The sequence below is a fragment of the Micromonospora sp. WMMD734 genome, assembly GCF_049178975.1.
GTDB lineage: Bacteria > Actinomycetota > Actinomycetes > Mycobacteriales > Micromonosporaceae > Micromonospora > Micromonospora wenchangensis.
Genome location: NZ_JBMHMK010000001.1, coordinates 1033401 through 1058491, shown reverse-complemented (window position 1 = coordinate 1058491; position 25091 = coordinate 1033401). Strand labels below are relative to the sequence as shown.

General features: G+C 72.4%; 17 protein-coding genes. 8 read left to right on the top strand and 9 right to left on the bottom strand.

The window, feature by feature from the left end; translation table 11 throughout:
* Window positions 1-7 precede the first annotated feature (7 nt).
* A complete protein-coding gene (locus tag ACN267_RS04645) occupies window positions 8-1333 on the top strand; it encodes an enolase C-terminal domain-like protein (protein ID WP_204961766.1) in 1326 nt (441 codons plus the stop codon).
* Window positions 1330-2211, top strand: coding sequence for an amidohydrolase family protein (locus ACN267_RS04640; RefSeq protein ID WP_421488012.1), 882 nt, complete (start codon window positions 1330-1332; stop codon window positions 2209-2211). Before ACN267_RS04645 ends, ACN267_RS04640 begins: the two co-directional genes overlap by 4 nt.
* Window positions 2212-2222: 11 nt before the next feature.
* Here ACN267_RS04640 and ACN267_RS04635 read toward each other — a convergent pair whose 3' ends face one another.
* The gene (locus ACN267_RS04635) at window positions 2223-2918 is read right to left on the bottom strand and encodes a FadR/GntR family transcriptional regulator (RefSeq protein WP_204961764.1); all 696 of its coding nucleotides are present in this window, start codon (window positions 2916-2918) and stop codon (window positions 2223-2225) included.
* 172 nt (window positions 2919-3090) lie between these two features.
* Here ACN267_RS04635 and ACN267_RS04630 point away from each other — a divergent pair, with 172 nt between their 5' ends.
* The 3 genes from ACN267_RS04630 to ACN267_RS04620 are packed head-to-tail and all read left to right on the top strand — an operon-like array spanning window position 3091 to window position 5274.
* The gene (locus tag ACN267_RS04630; RefSeq protein ID WP_204961763.1) at window positions 3091-3426 is read left to right on the top strand and encodes an L-rhamnose mutarotase; all 336 of its coding nucleotides are present in this window, start codon (window positions 3091-3093) and stop codon (window positions 3424-3426) included.
* Entirely contained in the window at window positions 3423-4448 is a 1026-nt protein-coding gene (locus tag ACN267_RS04625; RefSeq protein ID WP_204961762.1) for a zinc-dependent alcohol dehydrogenase, read from the top strand. The genes ACN267_RS04630 and ACN267_RS04625 overlap by 4 nt, the downstream gene beginning before the upstream one ends.
* Before the next feature lie 25 nt (window positions 4449-4473).
* Window positions 4474-5274 carry a hypothetical protein gene (locus ACN267_RS04620; RefSeq protein WP_421488011.1) on the top strand — a complete coding sequence of 267 codons (801 nt, stop codon included), beginning with the start codon at window positions 4474-4476 and terminating at the stop codon, window positions 5272-5274.
* Window positions 5275-5352: 78 nt separating this feature from the next.
* On the opposite strand, the gene ACN267_RS04615 is transcribed toward ACN267_RS04620, so the two are convergent.
* From ACN267_RS04615 to ACN267_RS04585, 7 genes are all read right to left on the bottom strand, one after another.
* Complete coding sequence (locus tag ACN267_RS04615) at window positions 5353-9639, bottom strand: discoidin domain-containing protein (RefSeq protein WP_421488010.1); 4287 nt, start codon at window positions 9637-9639, stop codon at window positions 5353-5355.
* 98 nt (window positions 9640-9737) lie between these two features.
* Window positions 9738-12614, bottom strand: coding sequence for a discoidin domain-containing protein (locus ACN267_RS04610; RefSeq protein WP_421488009.1), 2877 nt, complete (start codon window positions 12612-12614; stop codon window positions 9738-9740).
* 118 nt (window positions 12615-12732) lie between these two features.
* Entirely contained in the window at window positions 12733-14358 is a 1626-nt protein-coding gene (locus ACN267_RS04605) for a glycoside hydrolase family 13 protein (protein ID WP_281902996.1), read from the bottom strand.
* A gap of 70 nt (window positions 14359-14428) precedes the next feature.
* Window positions 14429-15316 carry a carbohydrate ABC transporter permease gene (locus ACN267_RS04600; protein ID WP_421488008.1) on the bottom strand — a complete coding sequence of 296 codons (888 nt, stop codon included), beginning with the start codon at window positions 15314-15316 and terminating at the stop codon, window positions 14429-14431.
* A gap of 3 nt (window positions 15317-15319) precedes the next feature.
* A complete protein-coding gene (locus ACN267_RS04595; RefSeq protein ID WP_281896222.1) occupies window positions 15320-16279 on the bottom strand; it encodes a carbohydrate ABC transporter permease in 960 nt (319 codons plus the stop codon).
* Window positions 16280-16345: 66 nt separating this feature from the next.
* The gene (locus ACN267_RS04590) at window positions 16346-17722 is read right to left on the bottom strand and encodes an ABC transporter substrate-binding protein (protein ID WP_421488007.1); all 1377 of its coding nucleotides are present in this window, start codon (window positions 17720-17722) and stop codon (window positions 16346-16348) included.
* 308 nt (window positions 17723-18030) lie between these two features.
* The gene (locus tag ACN267_RS04585) at window positions 18031-19032 is read right to left on the bottom strand and encodes a LacI family DNA-binding transcriptional regulator (protein WP_421488006.1); all 1002 of its coding nucleotides are present in this window, start codon (window positions 19030-19032) and stop codon (window positions 18031-18033) included.
* A 218-nt stretch (window positions 19033-19250) separates the two neighbouring features.
* On the opposite strand from ACN267_RS04585, the gene ACN267_RS04580 reads away from it, so the two are divergent.
* The 3 genes from ACN267_RS04580 (at window position 19251) to ACN267_RS04570 (ending at window position 23027) form a co-directional block, all read left to right on the top strand.
* On the top strand, window positions 19251-20507 hold the full coding sequence (locus ACN267_RS04580) for an ROK family protein (RefSeq protein ID WP_281896219.1): 1257 nt from the start codon (window positions 19251-19253) through the stop codon (window positions 20505-20507).
* A 17-nt stretch (window positions 20508-20524) separates the two neighbouring features.
* Window positions 20525-21367, top strand: coding sequence for a LacI family DNA-binding transcriptional regulator (locus ACN267_RS04575; RefSeq protein WP_421488005.1), 843 nt, complete (start codon window positions 20525-20527; stop codon window positions 21365-21367).
* 127 nt (window positions 21368-21494) lie between these two features.
* Entirely contained in the window at window positions 21495-23027 is a 1533-nt protein-coding gene (locus tag ACN267_RS04570; RefSeq protein WP_421488004.1) for a cellulase family glycosylhydrolase, read from the top strand.
* Window positions 23028-23136: 109 nt separating this feature from the next.
* Here the strand turns inward: ACN267_RS04570 and ACN267_RS04565 are convergent, their stop codons facing one another.
* On the bottom strand, window positions 23137-24900 hold the full coding sequence (locus tag ACN267_RS04565; protein WP_421488003.1) for a DUF1996 domain-containing protein: 1764 nt from the start codon (window positions 24898-24900) through the stop codon (window positions 23137-23139).
* Between the last annotated feature and the right edge of the window lie 191 nt (window positions 24901-25091).

Below are 25091 nucleotides of genomic sequence, written 5' to 3'. Positions count from 1 at the left end.
AGTTCCGTTGACTGAGCGCATCACCGCGGTGGACACCATCGACGTCCGCTTCCCCACCTCCGTGCACCGCGACGGGTCGGACGCGATGAACCCGTTCCCCGACTACTCGGCCGCCTACGTCGTCCTGCGGACCTCGGCGGGCGGCGAGGGACACGGGCTGGTCTTCACCGTGGGACGCGGCACCGAGATCCAGGTAGCCGCCGTCCGGTCGCTGGCCCCGATGGTGATCGGCCAACCGGTCGACGAGTTGACCGCCGACCCCGGGGCGCTGGCCCGGCGGCTCGTCGGGGACAGCCAGATCCGCTGGCTCGGTCCGGCCAAGGGGGTCGTGCACATGGCCGCCGGTGGCCTGGTCAACGCGGTGTGGGACCTCGCCGCCCGCCGCGCCGGCAAGCCACTGTGGAAACTGCTGGCCGACCTCAGCCCGGAGCAGATAGTCGCGCAGGTCGACTTCCGCTACCTGCGCGACGCCCTCACCGAGGACGAGGCGCTGACCCTGTTGCGGCGGGCCGCCGACGGCCGGGCCGAACGGGAACGGCGGCTACGCGCCGAGGGCTACCCCGCGTACACCACCACGCCGGGATGGTTGGGCTACGACGACGGGAAGCTGGCACGGCTCTGCGCGGAGGCGGTCCGCGACGGCTACCGGCTGATCAAACTCAAGGTCGGCGGCGACCTGGCCGACGACGTACGCCGGATGGGCATCGCCCGGCAGGCCGTCGGGCCGCAGGTCCGCCTCGCGGTCGACGCCAACCAGATCTGGGGGGTGCCCGAGGCGATCGGGTGGATGCGGGAGCTGGCCGCGTTCGACCCGTACTGGATCGAGGAGCCGACGTCGCCTGACGACGTCCTCGGGCACGCCGCCGTCCGCAAGGCGCTCAGCCCGATCCGGGTCGCCACCGGCGAACACGTGCACAACGCGGTGGTGTTCAAACAGCTGCTCCAGGCCGACGCCGTCGACGTGGTGCAGATCGACGCCTGCCGGGTCGCCGGGGTCAACGAGAACCTGGCGATCCTGCTGCTCGCCGCACGGTACGGGGTGCCGGTCTGCCCGCACGCCGGTGGGGTGGGGCTGTGCGAACTGGTGCAGCACCTGGCGATGTTCGACTTCGTCGCGGTCAGCGGCAGCACCGAGGACCGGGCCATCGAGTACGTCGACCACCTGCACGACCACTTCGTCGACCCGGTCCGGGTCACCGGCGGACGCTACCTGGCCCCCACCGCGCCGGGCATGAGCGGGCAGATCCGGCCGGAGTCCCTGGCCGCGTACCGGTTCCCGGACGGCCCGCAGTGGGCCGACGCCGCCACCACCCCGGGCCCGGTGACGCCGTGATCATCGACGCGCACCACCACCTGTGGCGGCCCGAACGCGGGTACACCTGGCTGGACGCGCCCGGACTGGCGGCCATCCGGCGGCCGTTCACCCCGGCGGACCTGACCACCGAGCTCGCCGCCGCCGGGGTCACCGGCACCGTGCTGGTCGAGGGCGGGCGCTGCCATCGCGACGAGGCCGCCGAGTTCCTCGGCTACGCCGCCGACACCGCGCCGATCCTGGCGGTGGTGGCCTGGCTCGACGTCGCCGCCGACGACCTGCCCGCCACCGTGGCCCGCTACCGCCGGCTACGCGGCGGCGAGTACCTGGCCGGGGTGCGCTCCCAGGTGCAGGGCGAGCCGGACCCGGACTACCTGGACCGGCCCGACGTCCGTCGCGGGCTCGCCGCGCTCGCCGACGCCGGGCTCGCGTTCGACCTGGTGATCCGCGCCGACCAGCTCCCGGCGGCGGCGCGGGCGGCCCGTGCGGTGCCGGGGTTGCGGTTCGTCCTGGACCACCTGGGCAAGCCCCGCATCGAGGCGGGCGACGCGGGGCTACGCAGCTGGCGTGGCCCGCTGGCCGCGCTCGCCGCCAACCCCAACGTCACCGCGAAGCTGTCCGGCCTGGTCACCGAGGCCGCCCCGGAGTGGACACCTGACGACCTGCGGCCGTTCGTCGCGGTGGCCGTCGCCGAGTTCGGCGCGCAGCGGCTGATGTTCGGCTCGGACTGGCCGGTCTGCCTGCTCCGGTCGGACTACGCCGGGGTGCTGCGGGCGTTGACGGCCGCGTTGCCGCCGCTGCCGGAGCGGGAACACCGGGAGATCCTCGCCGGCACCGCCGTGCGCACCTACGGGCTGGCCGACCGGGTCGGCGCGACCCACCCGGCGGGGCCGGCGTGACGCCGGCCGGGTCAGGCGGGCCCCGCGTTGGCGGCCAGCACCGTACGCAGCCACGCCTCCGACGTGTTGACGTGCATCAACGCGCTCGCCTGGGCGAGCAGTTGGTCACGCGAACGCAGCGCGCGGTAGATCGCGTGGTGCTCCTCGATGGTGGTGTGCGCCGAGTTGCCCTCGATCAGCCCGCGCCACACCCGGGCCCGCAGGGTACGGCTGGACAACCCGTCCAGCAGCGAGGTGAGGGTCTCGTTGCCGGTGGTGGCGACGACGGTGTGGTGGAACGCCGTGTCGAACCGGATCAGCTTCTCGGCGTCGTCGGCCGCCGCCCGCATCTCCTCCAGAATGCCGCCGAGGTCGTCGAGCTGGGCCTCGGTCATCCGCAGCGCCGCCAGCCCGGTGGCCATCGGTTCCAGCAGCCGGCGCACCTCCATCACCTCCAGCAGGGTGTCGTCGCGCAGCAACTCCACCGCGACCCCCAGCCCCTCCAGCAGCAGCCGGGGGGCGAGGCTGGTGACGTACGTCCCGTCGCCGCGGCGGACGTCGAGCACCCGGGCCGACTCGAGGACCTTCACCGCCTCCCGGACCCCGCTGCGCGACAGGCCCATCTGCTCGGCGAGTTGCGGCTCGGGTGGCAGCCGGGCACCCGGCGGCAGCTCACCGCTCTGGACCATGCTCCGGATCTTGGCGATCGCGTCGTCGGTCAGTGCCATCACGTCCCCCTCCGGCCGGCCGGTCGCGCGTCGTCCCGGCCGCTGCGGCTGGGGCGGCCGGCGGCGACCCCCACCAATATAGAGACATCCGACGTTTTCGCCGACGGCGGTCGTCCCACCGCCGCCCACCGCCGTCGACCGGCGGCCACCACCCGCACCGGAGGGGCGTGACGTGCAGCGCTACGGCTGGGTGATCCGGCTCCGACCCGAGCAGCGCGAGACCTATCTGCGGCTGCACGCCGCCGTCTGGCCCGACGTCGAACGGACGCTGCGCGCCGCGAACATCCGCAACTACAGCATCTTCCTGCACGGCGACCTGCTCTTCGGCTACTACGAGTACGTCGGCGAGGACCACGACGCCGACCAACGGCGCATCGCCGCCGACCCCCGGACGCAGCAGTGGTGGACGCTGACCGACCCGTGTCAGGAGTCGGTCGCCGAACCCGGCTCGGGGCACTGGTGGGCACCGATGCGGGAGGTCTGGCACCTGTCCGAGGAGGAGTCGTGAACCACAGCGCGCACTACGTCGGCGACCACACCTTCGTCGTCGAGCGGACCGCCGTCGTACCGCCCGGGCCCGGCGAGGTGCGTATCGACGTCGCGTACACCGGGATCTGCGGCACCGACCTGCACGTGGCGCACGGCGCGATGGACCAGCGGGTCCGGGTGCCGGCGGTGATCGGGCACGAGATGTCCGGACGTATCGCCGAGGTGGGCCCGGGGGTGGCGGGGCACCGGGTGGGCGACCCGGTGACCGTGATGCCGCTGGACTGGTGCGGCGACTGCCCCGCCTGCCGGGCCGGCAACAGCCACATCTGCCACCGGCTCACCTTCGTCGGCATCGACTCCCCCGGCGCGATGCAGCGCTCGTGGACGGTGCCCGCACGGATCGTGGTGCCGCTGCCGGCGGACCTGCCGCTGACCCACGCCGCACTGATCGAGCCGACCGCCGTCGCCGTGCACGACGTACGCCGCTCCCGGTTGACCGCCGGGGAGCACGCGGTGGTCGTCGGCGCCGGGCCGGTCGGCCTGCTCATCGGGACGGTCGCCCGGGCCGCCGGGGCCGAGGTGACGGTGCTCGAACTCGACCCGCGTCGCCGGGCCCTGGCCACCGAACTCGGGCTGCGTACCGTCGACCCGGCGACGGTCGACGTCGCCCGGCACGTGCACGAGACGACCGGCGGGGCCGGGGCGGCCGTGGCGTTCGAGGTGTCCGGGTCCGCCGCCGGGGTCCGCACCGCGACCGACCTGCTCGCCGCACGCGGCCGGCTGGTCGTGGTGGCGATCCACCCCACCCCCCGGGAGGTGGACCTGCACCGCGTCTTCTGGCGGGAGCTGGAGCTGATCGGGGTGCGGGTGTACGAGCGCGAGGACTACACCGAGGCCGTCCGGTTGGTGCACGCCGGGCTGGTGCCCGCCGGGCGGCTGATCACCCGGGTCGTGCCGTTGCCCGAGGTGGCCGAGGCGTTCCGGGCGCTCGCCGCCGGCGGCGAGGTGAAGATCCTCGTCGACTGCGGGGTCACGTGGTGAATCCCGGCCGTGTGATGATCGGCGGATGCGGGTGGTGCTGGCGACCGACGCGGGACACCCCGGGCGGGCCAACGAGGATTTCGCCGGGGCGGTGCCGGCCGGCCTGGTGCTGGTCGACGGCGCGGGCGCCGTCCCCGGGGCCGGCGAGGTCTGCCGGCACGGCGTGGCCTGGTACGCCCGGCGACTCGGTGGCGCGCTGCTGGGCGGGCTGTCGACGGGCGGGAGCCTGCGGGCGGTGCTGGCCGAGGGGATCGAGCAGGTCACCGACGCGCACCGGGGCACCTGCGACGTCACCCACCCGAGCAGCCCGCACGCGGCCGTGGCGGTGCTGCGGTGCACCGATGGGCTGGTCGAGCACCTGGTCCTCGGGGACGCGGTGGCGGTCGTCGGCCGGGTGGCCGGCGGGCCGCTGGTCGCCCACGACCCCCGCGAGGTGGTGATCGCCAGGTCCTTCGAGCGGCGGCTGGTCGGCGTCGCCGAGGGCAGCGGGGAGCACCGGCGGTTGCTGGCCGAGCTACGGGGGCACCGCAACGCCCCGGGCGGCTTCTGGGTGGCCAAGGACGACCCGCTGGTGGTCGAGGAGGCGGTCACCGGCGACTGCCCGGCGGGCGGGGTGACGGTGGCGGCGCTGCTGAGCAACGGGGCGAGCCGGCTCGTGGACACCTTCGGGCGCACCGACTGGGCGGGCCTGCTGCGCCTGCTCGACACCGACGGGCCGGACGGGATCATCAGGCGGGTCCGGGAGGCCGAGGCCCGGCACGGGGTGGCCACCGACGACGCGACGGTGGTCGGGTGGCGCGGGACGGGGCCGGCCGCCGGCGACTGAGCCACGGCGGCGCGGAGGACCGCCCGGGCCGGGCGGACCTCCGAGGAGGCCGCCCGGCCCGGTCGACTGATCGATGGATCAGTTGCGGACGATGGTGAAGGTGCTCGTCGTGTTGCGGACGTCCTGGTGGTTGTCGCTCAGCCGCAGGTTGGTGAACGTCGCCGAGCCGACCGCCGGGCCCTGCCCCGCCTCGGGCATCTCGTTGACCCAGATGCCGAAGCCGGACTTCGCGTCGAACGCGTCACCACTGCGCCGGGCCCCGGAGATCGACACGTCGGTGAGCACCGTGTCGGTGATCGGGTTCTCCGGCTGGCCGCCCGTGTACTTGGTCTGGAACATGATCCCCGAGTACGTCGGGTCGACGATGTCCACGGCGCTGACCCGGATGCCCCGGAACTCCTTGGACGCGGAGAACAACCACATCGCCGGGAACGTCTGCGCGCCCCAGAAGTGCCCGCCGGAGCGGATCAGCGAGACGTTCTCGAACCGGGTGGGCGGGCTCGCCCCGAACCCGACGAACGGGTAGCCGAAGTCCAGCGAGCTGATGGTGATGCCCGAGTACGTCAACTGGTCGGCGATATAGAGGTTGCGGAAGGTGTTGTCGTAGCCGCCGTACACGGCGATGCCGGCGGCCCGCCAGGTCAGCGTGGCGGTCAGGTTCTCGAATACGTTGCCGTGGTTGCCGCCGGAGCCGCCGGAGTCGGTGGCCGAGAACAGGGCGAACGCGTCGTCGCCGTTGGACCGGCCCTCCGTGTTGGTGACCAGTGCGTCGGTGCTGCCGTTGGTCATGTTCACCCCGTCGGCGAAGGTGTTGCGGAACCGGCTGTCCCGGATGGTCAGCCCGTCCACGCTCACCCCCCAGTACGCGCAGACGGTGTGCTCCACCCAGACGCTGTCCAGCGTCAGGTCGTCGACGTCCTTCAGCTCACCCCACACCTTGCCGGGACCGTCGATCCGGTTGGTGTAGTTGCCGAAGAACGCCAGGTGGGCGAAGGTCGACCCGCTGGCCGAGGACTCGACCCGGAACCCGGCGTCGGTGTTCTGCTGGTTCGTCGGCGTCTGGAAGCGGGTGTACCACATGCCCGCGCCGACGACCTTCACCGCCTTGCCGTACACCTGGAGCTTCTGCGCGGTCTCGTAGGTGCCGGCGGGCAGGTAGACGCCGACCAGGGTGCCGGTGGTGTCCATCCGCACCGCGTCCAGCGCGTTCTGCACGTCGGCGTGGCTGAAGCCGGTCGGCACCTTGTAGCGGGTCGGGTCCGGGTTGGCACGCGGCGACACCAGCTCGGTGTTGACGAAGTCGATCGCGTACGTGGTGGCGTTCGCCGGGTCCTTCTGGAGCCGGATCCGGCTGCCCGCCGCGACGGTGGAGTCGAGCAGGACGTTCGCCTCGTCGTAGAGGTGCCGGGGCGCGCCCGCGCCTGGCGAGTCGCTGGGGGCGGCCTCCGCGCCGTAGAGCCAGATGTGCTTCGAGGTGAGGCTGACCGGCTTGTGCAGCACCCCGTTGACGTAGACGTTGAGCGTCGCGTCGATCCCGCCGCCGCCCGGCGCGTCCGGGATGGAGAAGCGGGTGACCAGGGCGTTCGCGGCCGACCTGGTGGTCCATTCGACGTACGCGCCGGTGGTGTTGAGGGTGACCGCCCGCCGGCCGGACGCCTCGCCGGCCAGGTCGCCGATGGTGCGGTTCGGGCCGATCACCTGCGCGCCGCCGCCGACCGAGCCGTCCTCGGCCTCGTACGCGTCGTAGCCCAGGTTCGCGCCCCGGCCGACGAACAGCGGCCGGTCGCTGGAGTTGTTCTGCCGCTTCACCGGCAACTCGTTGGCGTCGTCGGCGAGCACCACCCGCACGGTGTGGCGGCCGTTGGCGGCGGTCCAGGTGCCGAGCGACACCGGGCCGGCGGTGGCCCCGGCGGCGATCGTGCCGGAGTACGCGCCGGTCAGCGTGCGGACCACGGAGCCTGCGTCGTTGAGCACGGTGAGCGTGATGCCGTGCGTGCCGCTCGCCGACGCGATCGTGCCCTGGTTGCGCAGCGTCACCGCGAAGCTGACCGTGGCGCCGGCGGCCGGCGTGCCCGGCGACCAGGTCACGGCCGAGGCCACCAGGTCGGAGCTGGCCACCGGGCTGACCGTCAACGCGGTCGGGTTGGTGTAGGAGTTGTTCGCCTCGTTCTGCTCGATCACGGTGTTCGCCTCGTCGACCTTGGCGGTGAGCGGGTAGCTGCCGGCGTCGCGAACGCCGATGCTCGCCGAGACGGTGGTGGACGCACCGGCCGCGAGCGCGCCGACGGCGGCGGTGCCGACCTTCGTCGTACCCAGGTAGAGGGTGACGTTCGTGGCGGCGGACGCGGCGGTGCCGGCGTTGCGCACGGTGGCGGACAGGGTGATCGCGTCGGTCTCGACCGGCGCGGTGGGCGAGGCGGTCAGGGCGGTGACGGTGAGGTCCGGGTTGGCTGCCGGCACGCCGATGACCTGGAATTCCGCGACCTGGCCGTTGGACGAGCCGGAGTTCGCGGTGAACTGCAACCGGACGTCCGCGGCGGTCGCCGAGACGGGGACGGCCACGGTGTTGCCGGTGTTCGGGTTGAACGAGTACGTCGCGGAGCCGACCAGGCTGGTGAACCCGGAGGCGGACTGCTCCCGCCCGAGCACCTGGAACGTCTGGGTGCGCGCACCCCACGCCGGGTCCGGGTTGAGCTTCACCACGACCGCGCTGATGCTGGCGTTCGCGCCCAGCGCGACGGTCAGCGTGCCCGGGTACGCGCCCGGCGCGCCCTCCCAGTAGGTGGTGACGTCGTTGTCGACCGCGTTGGCGGCGTTGAACACGTGCACCACCGACGACGCGGTGGCCGGCTTGCCGACGGCCAGGTTGGTGCCACCGGTGGTGCTGCCGGTGCGGGTGACCGTGTTGCTGTTGGCGGACACGTTGCCGGCGGCGTCGCGGGCCCGCACCTGGTAGGAGACGGTGGCGCTGTCCGGCTGGCCGTCGGTGTAGGTCAGCGTGGAGCCGCCGACGGTGGTGCGCAGCGTGCCGTTGGCCCACACCTCGTAGCCGGTGACGCCGACGTTGTCGGTGGACGCGGTCCAGGTCAACCGGATCTGACCGCTCGCCGGCTGGGTGTAGGCGAGGTTGCCGGGCGCGGTCGGCGCGGTGGTGTCGCCGGTGTTGCCGGTGCGGGTGACCGTGTTGCTGTTCGCGGACACGTTGCCGGCGGCGTCGCGGGCCCGCACGTAGTACGACACGGTGCTGCCGGCGGGCTGGGTGTCGGTGTAGGTGAGCGTGGTGCCGCCGACGCTGGTGCGCAGCACGCCGCCCGCGTAGATGTCGTAGCCGGTGACGCCGACGTTGTCGGTGGACGCGGTCCAGGTCAACCGGACCTGGTCGGTGGCCGGCTCGGTGAACGCCAGGTTGCCGGGCGCGCTGGGCGCCTGGGTGTCGCCGGTCGCCGCGCCGTAGATCTCCAGCTCGGCGAGCTGTCCGGCGGGCCAGGCGCTGTTCGCGGTGAACAGCAGCCGCAGGTAGCGGGTGGACGCGGTGGGCACGGTGACGGTGACCGTGTTGCCGCCGGCCGGGTCGAACGCGTACGACGCGGACGCGACGAGCGTGCCGAACGTGGAGCCGGTGGTGCTGCCCTGCACGGTCAGCGTCTGGGTGCGCGCGCCCCAGCCGGTGGGCAGCCGCAGCACCAGCCGGTTGACGCTGGTGGTGGCACCTAGGTCGGCCTGGATCCACTGCGGGAACGCGGTGTTCGGGCTCTCCCAGTAGGTGCCCGCGTTGCCGTCGTTGGCGTTGCCGGCGGCGTACACGTCGGAGTGGCCGCTCTCGGTCATCGTCTTGCCGAGCGCCAGGTTGGTCGAGGAGTTGGCGGTGCCGTAGACCTCCAGCTCGGCGAGTTGGGCGGCGGCCCAGCCGGTGTTCGCGGTGACGACGACGCGCAGGTAGCGGGCGTTGGTGGCGCTGAAGCCGAGCGTCACCGTGTTGCCGGCGGCCGGGCCGAACGAGCGGGCGGCGGACGCGACGACCGTGGTGAAGCCGCTGCCGTCGGCGCTGGCCTGCACGGACAGCGTCTGGGTGCGGGCCTCCCAGGCAGCGGGGAGCTTGAGCACCACCTGGTCGACGGCGCGGCCGGTGCCGAGGTCGACCTGGGCCCACTGGGGCAGCGCGCCGCTGCTCTCCCAGTAGCTGCCCTGGTTGCCGTCGGTGAGGTTGGCGGCGACGTAGGGCCCGTTGACGCTGCTGGCGGTGGCGGGCCGGCCGGCGGCGAGGTTCGGGCCGCCGGCCGCGAGGGCCGGCGGGGCGGGCGCCGCGGTGACGGCCAGGCCGACCGCGGCGAGCACCGCGACGATTCTGGTACGGAGTCTGGACATGGTGGACGGACACCTTCTTCCCGGGGGAGGTGGAGAGGCGTTGACGGGGTGGGGGGTGTGGTGCGGCGGGGACCCGGGCGGGTCCCCGCCGCGTCGGGTCAGGAGGCGTAGACCTCGAACTCGGAGAGCTGACCGGCCGGCCAGCCGGTGTTGCCGGTGAACGTCAACCGCACGAAACGGCGGTCACCGGAGGGCAGCGCGATCGACACGCTGTTGCCGGCCGCCGGGTCGAACGGGTAGCCGGCCGCCGACTTGAGGGTGGTAAACGACGCGCCGTCGGTGGAGCCGAGCACCGCCACCGTCTGGGTACGGGTCTGCCAGGCCGTCGACGGCGGCAGCCTGAGTACCACCCGGCCGACCGGTCGGGCGCTGCCCAGGTCGACGGTCACCGACTGGGGGAAGGCGTTGTTGGCGCTCTCCCAGTAGGTGTTCGGGTTGCCGTCGACGGTGTTGCCCGCGCCGTACACGTCGGCGTGGCTGGTCTCGGCGACCGGGCGGCCGGCGGCCAGGTTGCCCGTCGGCGGCGCGGTGGTGGGGGGCGGAGTGGTGGGGGGCGGGGTCGTGGTCGGCGGCGGCGGGGTGCTGCCGTCGCCGTACACCTCCAGTTCGCTGAGCTGGGCCGCCGGCCAGCCGGTGTTGCCGGTGACGGTGACCCGGACGTACCGGCGGGTGCCGGACGGCACCGCGATCGCGACAGTGTTGCCGGAGCCCGGGTCGAACACCCGACCCGCCGACGAGGCGAGCGTGCTGAACGAGGAGCCGTCGGTGGAACCGAGCACGGAGAGCGTCTCGGTGCGGCGTTCCCAGCCGGCGGGGAGCTTGAGCACCACCCGGTCGACGGTGCGCGACGCCCCGAGGTCGACGGTCAGCGACTGCGGGAACGCGTTGTTGGCGCTCTCCCAGTAGCTGCCCGCGTTGCCGTCGACCGCGTTGCCGGCCGCGTAGGACTGGTTGACGCTGGTGGCGGTCGCCGGTCGGCCCAGGGCCAGGTTCCCGCCGGCCGGCGGGGTGGTCGGGGGTGGGGTGGTCGGCGGGGCCGTGGTCGGGGGCGCGGTGGTCGGTGGCACGCTGGTCGGCGGCGGGCTGGACGGGCCGTTGCCCCACTGCGGCTGTGGCCACGGCCCGCAGTACGGGGTGGACGTGTACCAGCCGGAGTTGCCGGTGCCCTGGGTGATCTGGAAGCCGCTGCCGACGCAGTTGTGCATCGGGTTGGCCTGGGCGATGTTGGTGGCCCGCACGCCTGTGAAGCTGACCTGGCTGGGGGCCTGCACCTGGAGCGCGTACGTGCCCGCGCCGTCGATCCGGACGTTGTTGAACGCGATGCCGCTGGTCTGCCCCTCGATCCAGTGCAGCGCCGCGTAGGAGCTGTCCAGGATGTCGGTGTCGGTGACGGTGACGGCCGCGCCCTGGATCGGCTCGTTGAGCGCGGAGAACCAGATCGCGCCGACCCCGAAGTTCCAGTTGTAGTCGGAGTTGCCGTTGCGGATCAGCGTGTTACGGGCCACCGTGATGGTGCCGGCCACCGCCGTCGGACCGGTGACCCCGGGGTAGCGGTTCGCCACGTGGATGCCGCCGCCGTTGGTGACCGAGTCGGCGGTCACGTTGTCGGCGATGGTGATGTCCCGCCCGCCGTAGGTGACCAGGTGGTTGGCCAGGACGGTGACGCCGATGGTGTTGTGGGTGAACGAGTTGCCGACGTTCGGCACGCTCTGCGCCCACATGGCCAACGCGTCGTCGCCGGTATTGCGGACGAACGTGTTGGTCACGGTGGAGTTGGTGACACCCCAGTGGAAGTTCACCCCGTCGGCGGTCTGGTCGAGGATGCGGCTGTTGCGGATGGTGAAGTTGTCCATCGGGCCGTCCATCCACGCGCCGACCTTGGTGTGCTGCAACCACAGGTTGTCCACCACCGAGTTCGTCATCGCGCCGCCGATGGCGTTGACCTGGTCCTCGTCGACCCGCTCCCGGATGTCGCCGATGATGGCGAAGTCCCGCAGCGTGACGTTGCGGCTGGGTCCGCCGGCCTCGTGCGAACGGATCTCCCCGGAGTAGCCGCCGCCGGGCACGTACTTTCCGTAGATGCCGGCGGCGCGCTTGCGGTCGGTGGGGTGCCGGCCGCCGAGCACCGAGTACCACGGCCCGGCCCCGCGCAGCGTGACGCCGTCGACCACCACGTGGTCCCAGAGGGTGAACGTGCCGGCCGGTATCCACACCGCTTTCCCCTGCGCCCTGCCGGCGTCCACCGCGGCCTGGAACTTCGCCGTGGAGTCGGTGCCGCCGGTCGGGTCCGCGCCGAAGTCGGCCACCACGTCCAGCACGCCCGAGGGCTTGGCGATCGGCGACCCGACCAGCTCGAAGTCGGCCAGGTCGATGGTGAAGGTGGGCGACTGCGCGGTCGAGGAGACCTGGAGGCGGATCGTCGTGCCGGCCGGGTAGGTGGTGCCGAACATCGTCCGGGTCTCGTCGTAGAAGTGGTGCGGGTTGGTGTCGCCCGGGTTGTTGTTGAACGGGTAGCCGCCGTAGTACCAGCCGTACCGGGAGGTGACCGGGACGGCCTTGACCAGGGTGCCGTTGGCGCGCAGGTCGATGCTGGCGTCCCGGCCGGTGCCGGCGGCGTTGTCGGGCAGGCTGTAGCGGAAGGTGACCGCGTTCGCCGGGGCGGTGAGGGTGAACTCGACGTACTCGCCGACGGCGTCGAGGGTGACCGCCTCCCGGCCGGACGCCTCGGACGGCAGCGTGCCGTAGCGCCGGTCGGGGCCGATCCGGGTGCCGGTGTGGGCGGCCTGTTCCGCCTCCTGCTCCCGGAACGGCACGGTCGCGCCCCGGCCGGCGATGTCGAACGGGGACAGGCCGGCGGCGTGCGCCGGGGTGGCGGTGGAGGTCAACGCCACGACGGTCAGTGTCGAGGCGGCGAGTACGGCGGCGGCCAGCGCCGCGAGCCCGGTGGGGCGTCGGTGGTGCGGGTGCTCGGCCATGCGGGGTGTGCTCCCTTTCGTCGGTGGCCAGGTCCCCCGTGCAGCGGTGCTGCTGTTGTCTCCTTCCCTTCCTCCCCAGGTGTTCCGGCGGCCGGGACGGGCCGCCGGGTGGTGCGGTTCAGGTCGGCCGGGTCCGCAGCCAGACCGCGGTGTCCGGGGGCAGCCGGTCGTCGTGCAACGGCCCGCTGGCCAGCAGCACCCGGTCGTACGCGGGCAGCGCCACCGCCTCGGCACCGAGGTTGACCAGGCAGGCGAACCCGGGTTCCCGGGCGAACGCGAGCACCCGTGGCGACGCGGGCAGCCAGGTCAACGTGCCGTCGCCGAGGGCGGATTCGACCCGGCGCAGCGCCAGCGCGGCCCGGTACAGCTCCAGCATCGAGTGCGGGTCGCCGGTCTGGGCGCGGACGGTGCGGTCCTTCCAGTCGGTCGGCTGCGGCAGCCAGGGCACGGCGGCGGCCCCGTCGGGGCTGAACCCGAACGGCGGGGTGTCGCCCTGCCAGGGCAGCGGCACCCGGCAGCCGTCGCGACCCGGGTCGACCCGCCCGGAGCGTTCCCACATCGGGTCCTGCCGCAGCGCGTGCGGGATGTCCTCGACCTCCCACAGTCCCAGCTCCTCGCCCTGGTAGACGTAGGCGGCACCGGGCAGGGCGAGGCTGAGCAGCGCGGCGGCCCGGGCCCGGCGGGTGCCGAGTTCCAGGTCGGTGGGGATGCCCTCACGCTTGGCGGCGAAGCTGAACCGGGTGTCGGCCCGGCCGTAGCGGGTGACGTGCCGGGTGACGTCGTGGTTGGACAGCACCCAGGTGGCCGGGGCGTCGACCGGGGCGTGCGCGCCGAGGGTGCCGTCGATGCTCTCCCGCAGCGCGGCGGCGTCCCAGGCGCAGCCGAGGAAGTCGAAGTTGAACGCGGTGTGCAGTTCGTCCGGGCGCAGGTAGTTGGCGAACCGCTGCCGGTCGGGCAGCCACACCTCGCCGACCAGCGCCCGCCCGCCCGGGTAGGAGTCGGCGATGCGCCGCCAGGCGCGGTAGATGTCGTGCACGCCGTCCCGGTCGTGGAACGGGTGCGGCCGGTCCGGGTGGACCTCCGGCAGCGTGCCGTCCTTGACCAGCAGGCCGGCGGAGTCGATGCGGATGCCGTCCACGCCCCGGTCGAACCAGAAGCGCAGGATGTCCTCGAACTCGGCGCGGACCTGTGGGTGGTCCCAGTTGAAGTCGGGTTGCTGCGGGGCGAACAGGTGCAGGTACCAGTCGCCGGGGGTGCCGTCCGGGTCGGTGGTGCGGGTCCAGGTGGGGCCGCCGAACTCGCCCGTCCAGTCGGTGGGTGGCAGGTCGCCGTCGGGTCCCCGGCCGGGACGGAACCAGAACAGCTCCCGTTCGGGGGCGTCCGGGCCGCCGGTGAGCGCGGCCCGGAACCAGGGGTGCGCCTCCGAGCAGTGGTTGGGCACCACGTCGACGATGGTCCGGACGCCGAGCGCGTGCGCCTCGGTGATCAGCGCCTCGACCTCAGCGAGGGTGCCGAAGACCGGGTCGATGTCGCGGTGGTCGGCGACGTCGTAGCCGGCGTCGGCCATCGGTGACGGATACCAGGGGCTGAACCAGATCGCGTCGACGCCGAGGGCGGCGAGGTGGTCCAGGCGGGAGCGGATGCCGGCGACGTCGCCGATCCCGTCGCCGTCGCCGTCGGCGAAGCTGCGCGGATAGACCTGGTAGATCACCGCGGAGCGCCACCACGGGCTGCTGTCGAGCATGGGCACGGTCACCTGCTTTCTGCGGGTCGGTTCTGCTGCGGCGGCTGCGGGCGGCGGGCGGGATGCCCGGTCAGCCTTTGAGGCCGCCGGTGGTCAGGCCGGACATGATGTTCCGTTGGAAGATCAGGAACAGCACGACGGTGGGGATGGCGGCGATGACCGAGGCGGCGATCACCACGTTCATCGGGGTGCCGCCGGCGAAGGCGTAGATGCCGACGCTGACCGTGCGGGTCTCCGGTGACGGCATGACCAGCTTGGGCCAGAGGAAGTCCTTCCAGACCGCCGTCACCGCGAAGATCGCCACCACGCCGAGGATCGGGCGGGACATCGGCAGGACGATCGACCAGAGGGTACGCAGCGGTGACGCGCCGTCGACCACGGCGGCGGCCATCAGGTCGTCCGGGATGGAGTCGAAGAACCGTTTGAGCAGGAAGATGTTGAACGCGTTGGCGACCAGCGGCAGCCAGATCGCGAACGGGGAGTCGAGCAGGTTGAGGTGCACGACCGGAAGGTCGATCACGGTCACGTACTGCGGGACGATGAGCACCATCGCCGGGATCATCAGCGTCGCCAGCATCATGGCGAGGATCAGCCCGCCCAGCACCGGGCGCAGCTTCGACAGCGCGTACGCGGCGGCGGTGTCGAACACGAGTTGGAACAGCACCGCGCCGGTGGCGTAGTAGAAGGTGTTGAACAGCAGCTTGGCCAGATCCAGGTTGGTCCAGGCGTCGACGTAGTTGCCCGGTTGCGGGTCGCGGGGGAACAGCGACGGCGGGGTCTGGGCGATCTCCTGGCCGCTCTTGAGCGCGCCGGTGACCATCCAGTAGAGCGGGCCGAGGAAGACCAGCGTGAACACGACCACGACGACGGTCAGCACGGTCCAGTAGAGGACCCGGCCGCGTCCGCGTCGCAGTTGTGCCGGGGCGATGAGGGTCCGGGTGGTGGGGGCGGTGGCCATGTCCTAGTCCTGTCTCGCGGTCAGTCGCAGGTAGACGGCGGAGAACCCGGCCAGCACCACCAGCATGATCACGCCGAGCGCGGCAGCGCCGTTGAGGTCGTTCTGGAAGAAGCCGTGCTGGTAGATCAGGTACGCCACCGAGGTCGCCGAGTCCTGGGTGCCGGCGCCGTTGGCGAGGATCAGCGGCTCGATGAACAGCTGCATGGTGGCGACGATCTGGAGCATGGCCAGCAGGGCGAGGATCAGCCGGGTCTGCGGGACGGTCACGTGGACGATGCGCCGCCACAGTCCGGCGCCGTCGAGTTCGGCGGCCTCGTACAGCTCGCCGGGGACGTTCTGCAACGCGGCCAGGTAGATCAGCACCGCGCCGCCCATGTTCATCCAGGTCGACGCGAGCACCATGGCCGGCATGGTCATCGTGGGCGACTGCATCCACTCGGAGGTGGGCAGGCCGAGCGCGGTGAGGACCGCGTTGAACAGTCCCGCCCCGCTCGGGTCGTAGGCGTAGAACTTGAACAGGAACAGCGCGGACGCCGGGGGCAGCATCACCGGCAGGTAGACCAGCACCCGCAGGTAGCCGGTGGCGTGGCGCAGCTCGTTGAGCAGGATCGCCACGAGGAACGGGACGGCGTAGCCGAGCACCAGGGCCAGGCCGGTGAAGACGAAGGTGTTCTTCCAGGCCGTCCAGAAGCTCGGATCGGCGATGATCCGGGCGTAGTTGTCCCAGCCGACCCAGGTGGTCTCGCCGCGCCGGGTGCGCTGGAAGCTCATCACCACGCCACGCACCATCGGGTACCAGGAGAAGACGGCGAAGCAGACGAGCGCGCCGACGAGGAACGTGTGCCCGGTCAGGTTGTCCCGTACCCGCCGGCCGCGGCCGGCCCGGCGCGCGCCGGTGGGCTGCGGCGACGGTGTGCGGCGGCCGGGGCGGCGGGTGGCTCCCGGGGCGGTGGTGAGCGCCAAGGCAACTCCCTGCGGTAGTGGGTCCGGTGGCGTGGGGGCCGGGTGGCCGGCCCCCACGCGGGCGGGTCAGCTGTCGGCGGCCAACAGTTGGTTGATCTTGCTCTCGGCCGTGCTGAGCAGGGCGTCGATGTTCGCGTTCGGGTTAGTCAGCACCCCGGACATCGCGGCGTCGAGCACCGCGTAGATGGCCTGGGCGTTGCGCGGCTCGCCCTTGATCGGCACCGGGTTGGCCTCGAAGGCCGCGAAGTTGGCGGTGTCCACGTTGGCGTTGGCCTTGCGCAGGTCCAGTTCCTGCTTCTGCGCGTCGCTGCCGGCGGCGAACAGCAGCGGCTGGGGCAGGCCGACCGGGTAGTTCTGCGGCTTGGCCCGGACGTAGTCGAACTGGCCCTTGCCCGGGGTGAGCTTCTGGAAGGCGATCCACTTCAGACCGGCCTTGACCTGCTCGGGCGACAGGCCCTTCTTGAAGAAGTAGCCCTCGCCGCCGCCGAGCGTCGCCAACGCCTTCCCGTCCTGGCCGGGCAGCGGGCCCATCGCCCAGTCCTGGTACCTGCCCTGGAACTGCGTGACGATCGCCTGGGTGGCGTCGGGCGCGCCGATGAACATGCCGACCTTGCCGGCGCCGGCGTTGGTCAGCAGGTCGCCCCACTGCAGGAGCTGGCGGCTGCCCATGCTGTCGTCGCCGTAGCGCATGTCCCTGAGGTTCTGTAGGACCTGCTTGCCCGCCGGGGTGTTGACGTCGGCCTTCTTGCCGTCGGCGCTGAGCACCTGGCCGCCCTGCGAGTAGAGCAGCGACGTGAAGTGCCAGCCACCGGTGTTGCCGGCGCTGTACTCGGAGTAGCCGGCGACGCCGCCACCGAGCGCGGAGATCTTCTTGGCCGCGGCACGCACCTCGGGCCACGTCTTCGGCGGGGTGGCCGGGTCGAGGCCGGCGCGTTGGAAGAGCGCCTTGTTGTAGATCAGGCCCATCGAGTAGTTCTTCACCGGTACGCCGTAGAGCTTGCCGCCGTCGGTGAAGACCTCCTTGAGCGCCGGGTCGACGCTGTCCCAGGTGGGGATGGTGTCCCTGGTGGCGTAGGCGGTGATGTCCATCGCCTGGCCGGAGTCCAGCACCTGCGCCAGGTCGGTCATGTAGCCGTAGAAGACGTCGGTGACGGTGCCGCCGGCGAGGCGGGCGGTGAAGTCCGGCGGGTTGTTGCACTGCTCGCCGACGCTGACGCTCTTGACGACGATGTCCGGGTTCTGCTGCTGGAACGCGGCGACGTCGTCGTTCCAGTTCTTCAGCAGTTCCTTCTGCGCGCCGACCGGCTGGCAGTCGACCGTGATGGTGACCTTGCCGCCGGCGTCGCTGCTGTCGTCGCTCTTGGTGGAGCACGCCGCCAGGCTGAGCCCGAGGCCGGCCGCGAGCGTCAGGGCCGCGACCTTCCGGTACTGCGGTACGGACATCTGTCCATCCCTTCGGGAACGGTTATCCATGACCTGCACTGATCTGCGGTGACCGGGCGGCGGCCGGTGACGGGGGTGGTGGGGTGGCAGCCGCCCGCGCCCTGCCCCGGACTCGGTGCCCGGGGGTCGGGTTGAGTGGAGTCAATGTAGCGACGTGGACTCTTTACAGCAAGGTTTCGACCGCATCACGAAAGAATTCGACTTGATAGTGGTTGATCGCAACGAGGCCAACCCCGGGCAGCAGCACGGCCGTCGACCGCGGGTGCGGTCGACGGCCGTGGGGGGCGTCGCGGTTCGGTCGTGGCGGGTCAGTCGCGGGGGACGGGGGCGGTGGAGCCGCGTACCACCAGCTCGGGTTCGAAGAGCAGCTCGTCGTGCAGCACACCGGCCCCCTCGATCTGGGTGACCAGCAGGTCGACGGCGGCCTGCCCCATCGTCTCGATGGGTTGGCGCACCGTGGTCAGCGGCGGATCGGTGCAGGTCATGAACGCCGAGTCGTCGAAGCCCACCACCGACACCTCGGCCGGCACCGCGCGACCGAGCCGGCGGGCGGCCCGGACGGTGCCCAGCGCCAGTACGTCGCTGGCGCAGATCACGCCGGTCACGCCCCGCTCGATCAGCCTGGTCGCCGCGACCCGGGCACCCTCCATCGAGAAGCTGGACCGCTCCACCAGGTGGCGGTCGGTGTCCCAGCCGGCGGTACGGACCATCGCGTCCAGCTTGCGCCGCGACGGGATGTGGTCGGCCGGACCGAGCACCATACCGATCGCCTGGTGACCGAGCGAGCGCAGATGCCCGTACGCCTGCTCGACGGCGACCGCGTCGTCGGTGGACACCCGGGGGAAGCCCAGCTCCTCGACGCCCGCGTTGACCAGCACCACCGGCAGGCCCCGGTCGGTCAACCGCCGGTAGTGCTCGTGTGAGGCGTCGGCCAGCGCGTACGAGCCGCCCGCGAAGATGACCCCGCTGACCTGGTGGTCGAGCAGCATCTCCACGTAGCCGGATTCCGGCACGCCGCCGATGGTGCGGGCGCACAGCGCCGGGGTGAACCCCCGTTGGGCGAGGGAGCCGGTGACCACCTCGGCCAGCGCCGGGAAGATCGGGTTCTGCAACTCCGGCAGCACCAGGCCGACCAGCCGGGCCCGCTCGCCGCGCAGTTTCGTCGGGCGTTCGTAGCCGAGCACGTCGAGGGCGGTCAGCACCGCCGCCCGGGTCGCCTCGGACACTCCCCCGCGACCGTTGAGCACCCGGCTCACGGTCGCCTCGCTGACCCCCGCCTTGCGGGCCACCTCCGTCAGACGCTTCGTCACGACGGCAATACTACGTCGGATTCTTGCAAAAACTGAACAGCAAGACGGCGAGAATCGGTCCGACCCGGACCGTCACGGCGTCGGAGCGAGTCAGCGAGCCGGCGACCCGCGCCTCGGCCACGATCCTGTGCCATCGGGATACTTGTATACTCTGGTCCGCCGACCTAACAGCCCCTGGCAGAGAAGCAGTGAGCGGACCAGCAGCGAGCAAACCCCAGGTGAGCAGCAGGTCGGTCGTTCTCGACGCGATCCGCGCGGCCGGCACGATCAGCCGGGTCGGGCTGATCCGGGCCACCGGTTTCACCGCGCCGACCATCTCCACCCTGGTCCGCAAGCTGATCAACGAGGACCTGGTGGTCGAGACCGGCCACGCGAAGTCGACGGGCGGCAAACGTCGGGTCCTGCTCCAGCTCAACCACGCCTCCCGGTACGCCGTCGGCGTGCACCTGGACCACGGCGTCATCACGTACGCCCTGACCAACCTGGGTGGCACGGTGGTGGCCCGGATCTCCCGCCCGGGGGCCGGGGCGCAGGAGCCGGCGGTGGTGGTCGCCCGGATCGCCACCGAGATCGCCGCGCTGATCGACGGGGTCGGGGTGGAACGGGACCGCATCCTCGGCGTCGGCCTGGTGTTCCCCGGGCCGGTCAACGCCACCCGGGGCATGGGCGGCCCGCCGGACGTGGGGCTCGCCCCGGCCATGCGGCAGTGGAACGGGTTCCCGCTGGGCGCGGCGCTGGAGCGGCTGACGGCCCTGCCGGTGGCGCTGGACAACGACGCGACCGCGGCGGCGCTGGGCGAACACTGGACCGGCGGGTTCGGCACGGCGACCTCGGCCGCCGCCCTCTACATGGGCACCGGCATCGGTGCCGGGCTGGTCATCGACGGCAGCACCTACCGGGGGCCGAGCGGCAACGTCGGCGAGTTGGGGCACGTGTGCGTGTCGGCCGACGGGCCCCGGTGCTGGTGCGGGGCGCGGGGCTGCGTGGAGGCGCTGGCCGGGCCGGCCGCCGTGGTCGCCGCCGCCCGGTCGGAGCCGACGACGGCGCGGGCGGTGGGGTTCACGCCCGGTGTCCGCCGGCCCTCGGTGGTCGCCGACTTCGCCGCGATCAGCCGGGCCGCCCGTCGGGGCGAGCCGCACGCGTTGGCGTTGCTGGAGCGGTCGGCCCGGCACGTCGGGGTGGCCGCCCGGACGCTGGCGAACCTGATGGACCTGGAGGTGCTGGTGCTGACCGGGCCGAGCCTGGCCACCGCCGGGTCGGTGTACCTGCCGATCGTCAGGCAGGAACTGCGCGCCTGCTTCGCCCGGGGCACGCACACCGTCGACGTCCGGCTCTCCCGTTCCGCCGCGACGGCCTCGGCGATCGGCGCGGCGGCCCTGGTCCTCGAATCGGAGCTGGTCCCGCCGGGCCACGGGCCACGCCCACCCGAGCAGGTGGCCGGTCACCGGGTCCGGCTCACCGAATCGGCAGGCTGAGGATCCGGGGGTAGGCGATGGACGACACGTGGCGCACGAGCGCGGTGGGGCTGGTGCTGGCCCGGCCGCCCCGCCTGCTCGGCACCGAACCGTTCTTCATGGAGTTCATCGCGGGCATCGAGGAGCGGCTCGCCGCGCACGGCCGGTCGGTGCTGCTGCACGTCGTCGCGCACCACGACGCCGAGATCGCCGCGTACCGCCGGTGGGCGCGGCAGCGGCTGGTCGACGCGGTCGTGCTGGTGAACCCGTCGGTCGACGACGCCCGGCCGGCGGTGCTGCGGGACCTGCGGCTGCCCGTGGTGGTGGCGGGTGAGCCCACCGGGGACAACCCGGCGGTACGCCGCGACGACGCCGGGTCGATGCGGGCCGCCCTGGCGCACCTGGTGGCGTTGGGGCACCGGCGGGTGGCGCGGATCAGCGGCCCCGACGCGCTGCTGCACACCCGGACCCGCACGGCCGCGATGCTGGCGGCGGCGGCGGAGTCGGGGGTCGACGCGGTCGTCGTGGCGGGCGACTACTCGGCGGAGTCGGGGGCGCGGCTGACCACCGGGCTGCTGGACGGGCCCACACCCCCCACCGCGGTCATCTACGACAACGACCTGATGGCGGTGGCGGGCCTGCACGCGGTGACCGAGTTGGGGTACCGGGTCCCCCGGGACGTCAGCCTGATCGCCTGGGACGACTCCAGCCTGTGCCGGCTGGCCTCGCCGGCGCTGACCACGATGAGCCTCGACGTGCACTCGTTCGGCGAGTCGGTCGGCGAGTCGGTGCTGCGGCTGGTCACCGGCGAGTCGGTGCCGCAGCGCTGGTGCGCGACCGAGACGGTGGTCGCCCGGGGCACGACCGGCCCACCCCGGTAGGGCGGGAATGCGGTTCCACCTGGCGGTCCGTCGAAACGGCATCGATACGCTTGACTTAATAAGGCGAATAAAGAAAGCTCGCAGGCGCGCTCCCATCGACGCTCCCCTCTATGCCTAGGAGAGCTTCATGACACGTCGTCATGCCCTGCTGGCGGCGACAGCCGCCGGCACGCTGGTGGCCGCCAGCCTGACCGCGGCCACCCTGCCGGCCTCGGCCGCCGCCGCGGGCTGTGCCGTCACCTACACCGTGCAGAGCCAGTGGAACGGCGGGTTCAGCGGCAACGTCGCCATCACCAACCTCGGCTCGGCGCTGACCGGCTGGACGTTGACGTTCGACTTCCCGGACACCGACCAGCGGGTCACCCAGGGCTGGAGCGCCACCTGGTCGCAGTCCGGTGCCCGGGTGTCGGCCACCAGCATGAGCTGGAACAGCGCGCTGAACACCGGCGCGTCCACCACGATCGGCTTCAACGGCGCGTGGAGCGGGACCAACCCCGTGCCCACCTCGTTCGCGCTCAACGGGACGACCTGCACCGGCGTGGTCAGCCCGACGACACCCACTCCCCCACCCACGACCACGCCACCGCCGACCACTCCGCCACCCACCACTCCCCCGCCGACCACCACCCCGCCGCCCAGTGGGGCCGCGCCGAGCCTGCGGGTGTCGGGCAACCGGCTGGTGACCGCGGCCGGGGCGACCTACCGCCTGCTCGGCGTCAACCGGGCCAGCGGCGAGTTCGCCTGCGTCCAGGGCAAGGGCATGTGGGACAGCGGCCCGGTCGACCAGGCCTCCGTCGACGCGATGAAGGCCTGGAACATCCGCGCGGTACGCATCCCGCTCAACGAGGACTGCTGGCTCGGCCTGTCCGGGTCGCCCAGCGGGGCCACCTACCAGCAGGCGGTCAAGGCGTACGTGAACCTGCTCGTCGCCAACGGGATCAACCCGATCCTCGACCTGCACTGGACCCACGGCCAGTACACCGGCAACATCTCGGCCTGCACCGACGTCAACGCCACCTGCCAGAAGCCGATGCCGAGCCGGCAGTACACGCCGCAGTTCTGGACCGGGGTGGCCACCGCGTTCAAGGGCAACGACGCGGTGCTGTTCGACCTGTTCAACGAGCCGTACCCGGACGCCGCCAACAACTGGTCGGACATGACGGCCGCCTGGCGCTGCCTGCGGGACGGCGGCACCTGCACCGGCATCGAGTACCCGGTGGCCGGCATGCAGAGCCTGGTCGACGCCGTCCGCGCCACCGGGGCCACCAACGTGCTGCTGGTTCCCGGTCTGACCTGGACCAACGACCTGACCCAGTGGCTGACCTACAAACCGACCGACCCGCGCAACAACATCGTCGCCTCCTGGCACTCGTACAACTTCAACGCCTGCGTCACCGAGACCTGCTGGGACACCCAGATCGCGCCGGTGGCCGCGCAGGTGCCGGTGCACGCCGGGGAGATCGGCCAGGACACCTGCGCCCACGACTACATCGACCGGTTGATGACCTGGCTGGACGGCAAGCGGCTGGGCTACACCGCGTGGACCTGGAACCCGTGGGGTTGCAGCGGCGGCAACGTGCTCATCGAGGACTACAACGGCACCCCGACCAAGAGCTACGGCGAGGGCTACCGGGCCCACCTGCTCTCCGTCACCCCGTAACCGACCATCCGACCGGTTCCGACCGGCCGGGCCGGCCACGGGTCGGCGCGACACCACCGCCCTCGGCGTGGCGGTGGTGTCGCGCCCTCCCGCGCCGGGCGCCCAGGGGTCAGGAGCAGTTCTTGCCCTTGTTGATGCAGGTCGCGATGCGTTGCATGGTCTGGGCGGAGTTGACGTTGACGAAGTCGTTGTGGTCGGAGAACGGGTTGTGGTTCTCCTCCGGGAACGAGTCGAGTGCGTACTGGCCCTTGAGCTGCACGTCCCGGGGGATGTCGTAGCCGACGGTGATCCGCAACTGCGGGATCGCCCGGAAGCCCTGCGGGCAGGCTCCGGTGGCCCGGTCGGCGAACGCGACGTGGTTGCGGTGGTTGTCGCTGTCGATGTTCCTGCCGTCCCAGCAGCCGGGGAAGTCGTGCACCCGCTGGACCTGGCTGCCGGCGGGGCAGATCGGGTACCTGTCGGAGAGCCGGTCGGCGAAGCCCGAGCAGGTCCAGGTGGCGCGGGCGTTGGCCGGGCCACGGCTGGTGGGCTTGGCGTCACCGGTGAGCGCCCGGAGGAACTTCGGCATCGGCACCACCCGGCTGACCGGGTTGCCGCGGTATTCGATCAGCACCTGCGCCGGGCGGACGATGCCGCCGGTGTTGCCGGGCAGTTCCAGGTCGGGCCCCTGCGGGTCGGGCAGTGCGGCTGCGGTGGTGGGCGCTGCGGTGGTGGGCGTGCCGGCCGGGGCGGGGGCCTGGTCCAGGGTGCAGGTGGCGAACGCGTCGAGGCCCTGCGGGCGGGTGGCCTGCCGGCCGATCGCGATGGCGATCCGGTCGAGCACGGCGATCCGCTTGGCGCGTAGCGGGCCGAGGATGGCGTTGTCGACGAAGGCCGGGCCGCCCTGACCCCGGCTGGTGACGAGGCGTTCGTTGGCCTCGGAGAGCTGCCTGTCGAGTTCGTCGAGGTTGCGGTTCACCTCGGCGAGCGCCCCGGCCGGGACACCGGGCAGCTTGTCCCGCACGGTGGGGCACTGGATGCGTGGGTTGGCCGCCTGGGCCGCCGTGACGCTGGCGCGGTGGGCACCGGCGGGCATCCGGGCGTGCATGTCGTCGTAGCTGACGTCGCACTCGACCAGCGAGACCAGGCCGGGCTGGTTGCCGCCGGCGGCGGTGACCGTGCTGCTGATCTGCCTGATCGTCGTGGCGCGGCGGGCCCGCAACGCGTCGGTGACCTCCCGGTTGAACGCGGCGTCGATGCGGCCCCGGCTGGCGGTCATCCGCTGGTTCGCGGCGGCCTGCTGGCGGTCCAGGTCGGCCAGCAGCCGGTCGACGGTGCCCCGGGCCCCGGTGGGGACGGCGCGCAGCCGCTTGCCGACCGGGGGGCAGACGACCATCGGCTGGGTCTGGGCGAGGGCCTGCCGCACCTGGTCGTCGTTGCGGACGCTCTTGTCGATGCGTACCACCGGCCAGAAGTAGGACGACTTGTCGCCGTTGCGGCAGGTGGTGCCGGAGGCGTCCAGGTCGGCGTTGGAGGAGTTGGCGGTGATCGCCAGGTTGCCGACGAAGTCGTGGACGTGTTCGGCGCCGTTGCGGATGCCGGGCTGGGCCACCGGGTTGTCCGGGCTGAACTTGCCGTTGCCGTTCGTGCCGCAGTCCACGGTGAACCGGCCGGTCGACCCGCCGGGGGCCGGTTGCGGGTTGCGCACGTTCGGCGGCACCTTCTCGATCGGCACGAACTGGTCCAGGCTGGTGGCGGCGTCCGCGGTGCCCCTGCCACCGCCGGAGACGAAGGTGACGGTGAGCGCACCGGTGGCCGCCAGAACCAGTGCGGCCAGGGCGATCCGGGCCGGCCGGGTGTGGATCAGCGGGGTCCCGTCGGGTCTGCGGTTCATCGGAAATCTCCTCCAAGCCGGAAACCGGCTGCGGTGATGTGCTGTCGTGCGGGGATACGGCCCGGCGGTGGGCAACGGTCACCGTCGGCCGGGTGCGTCATGGTTCGGTAAGAAGTCCCGACCCGACCGGGCACAACCGGACGCGGCGGCCGGGTGACGGGGTCACCGGCCGCCGCGCGTGCCCGGCACCG

Excerpts from the sequence above, each read along its gene's own strand:
- ACN267_RS04615 (WP_421488010.1), bottom strand. The coding sequence starts at position 9,639 with ATGTCCAGACTCCGTACCAGAATCGTCGCGGTGCTCGCCGCGGTCGGC.
- ACN267_RS04620 (WP_421488011.1), top strand. The coding sequence starts at position 4,474 with ATGCGGGTGGTGCTGGCGACCGACGCGGGACACCCCGGGCGGGCCAAC.
- ACN267_RS04605 (WP_281902996.1), bottom strand. The coding sequence starts at position 14,358 with ATGCTCGACAGCAGCCCGTGGTGGCGCTCCGCGGTGATCTACCAGGTC.
- ACN267_RS04635 (WP_204961764.1), bottom strand. The coding sequence starts at position 2,918 with ATGGCACTGACCGACGACGCGATCGCCAAGATCCGGAGCATGGTCCAG.
- ACN267_RS04575 (WP_421488005.1), top strand. The coding sequence starts at position 20,525 with ATGGACGACACGTGGCGCACGAGCGCGGTGGGGCTGGTGCTGGCCCGG.
- ACN267_RS04600 (WP_421488008.1), bottom strand. The coding sequence starts at position 15,316 with ATGGCCACCGCCCCCACCACCCGGACCCTCATCGCCCCGGCACAACTG.
- ACN267_RS04570 (WP_421488004.1), top strand. The coding sequence starts at position 21,495 with ATGACACGTCGTCATGCCCTGCTGGCGGCGACAGCCGCCGGCACGCTG.
- ACN267_RS04610 (WP_421488009.1), bottom strand. The coding sequence starts at position 12,614 with ATGGCCGAGCACCCGCACCACCGACGCCCCACCGGGCTCGCGGCGCTG.
- ACN267_RS04590 (WP_421488007.1), bottom strand. The coding sequence starts at position 17,722 with ATGTCCGTACCGCAGTACCGGAAGGTCGCGGCCCTGACGCTCGCGGCC.
- ACN267_RS04565 (WP_421488003.1), bottom strand. The coding sequence starts at position 24,900 with ATGAACCGCAGACCCGACGGGACCCCGCTGATCCACACCCGGCCGGCC.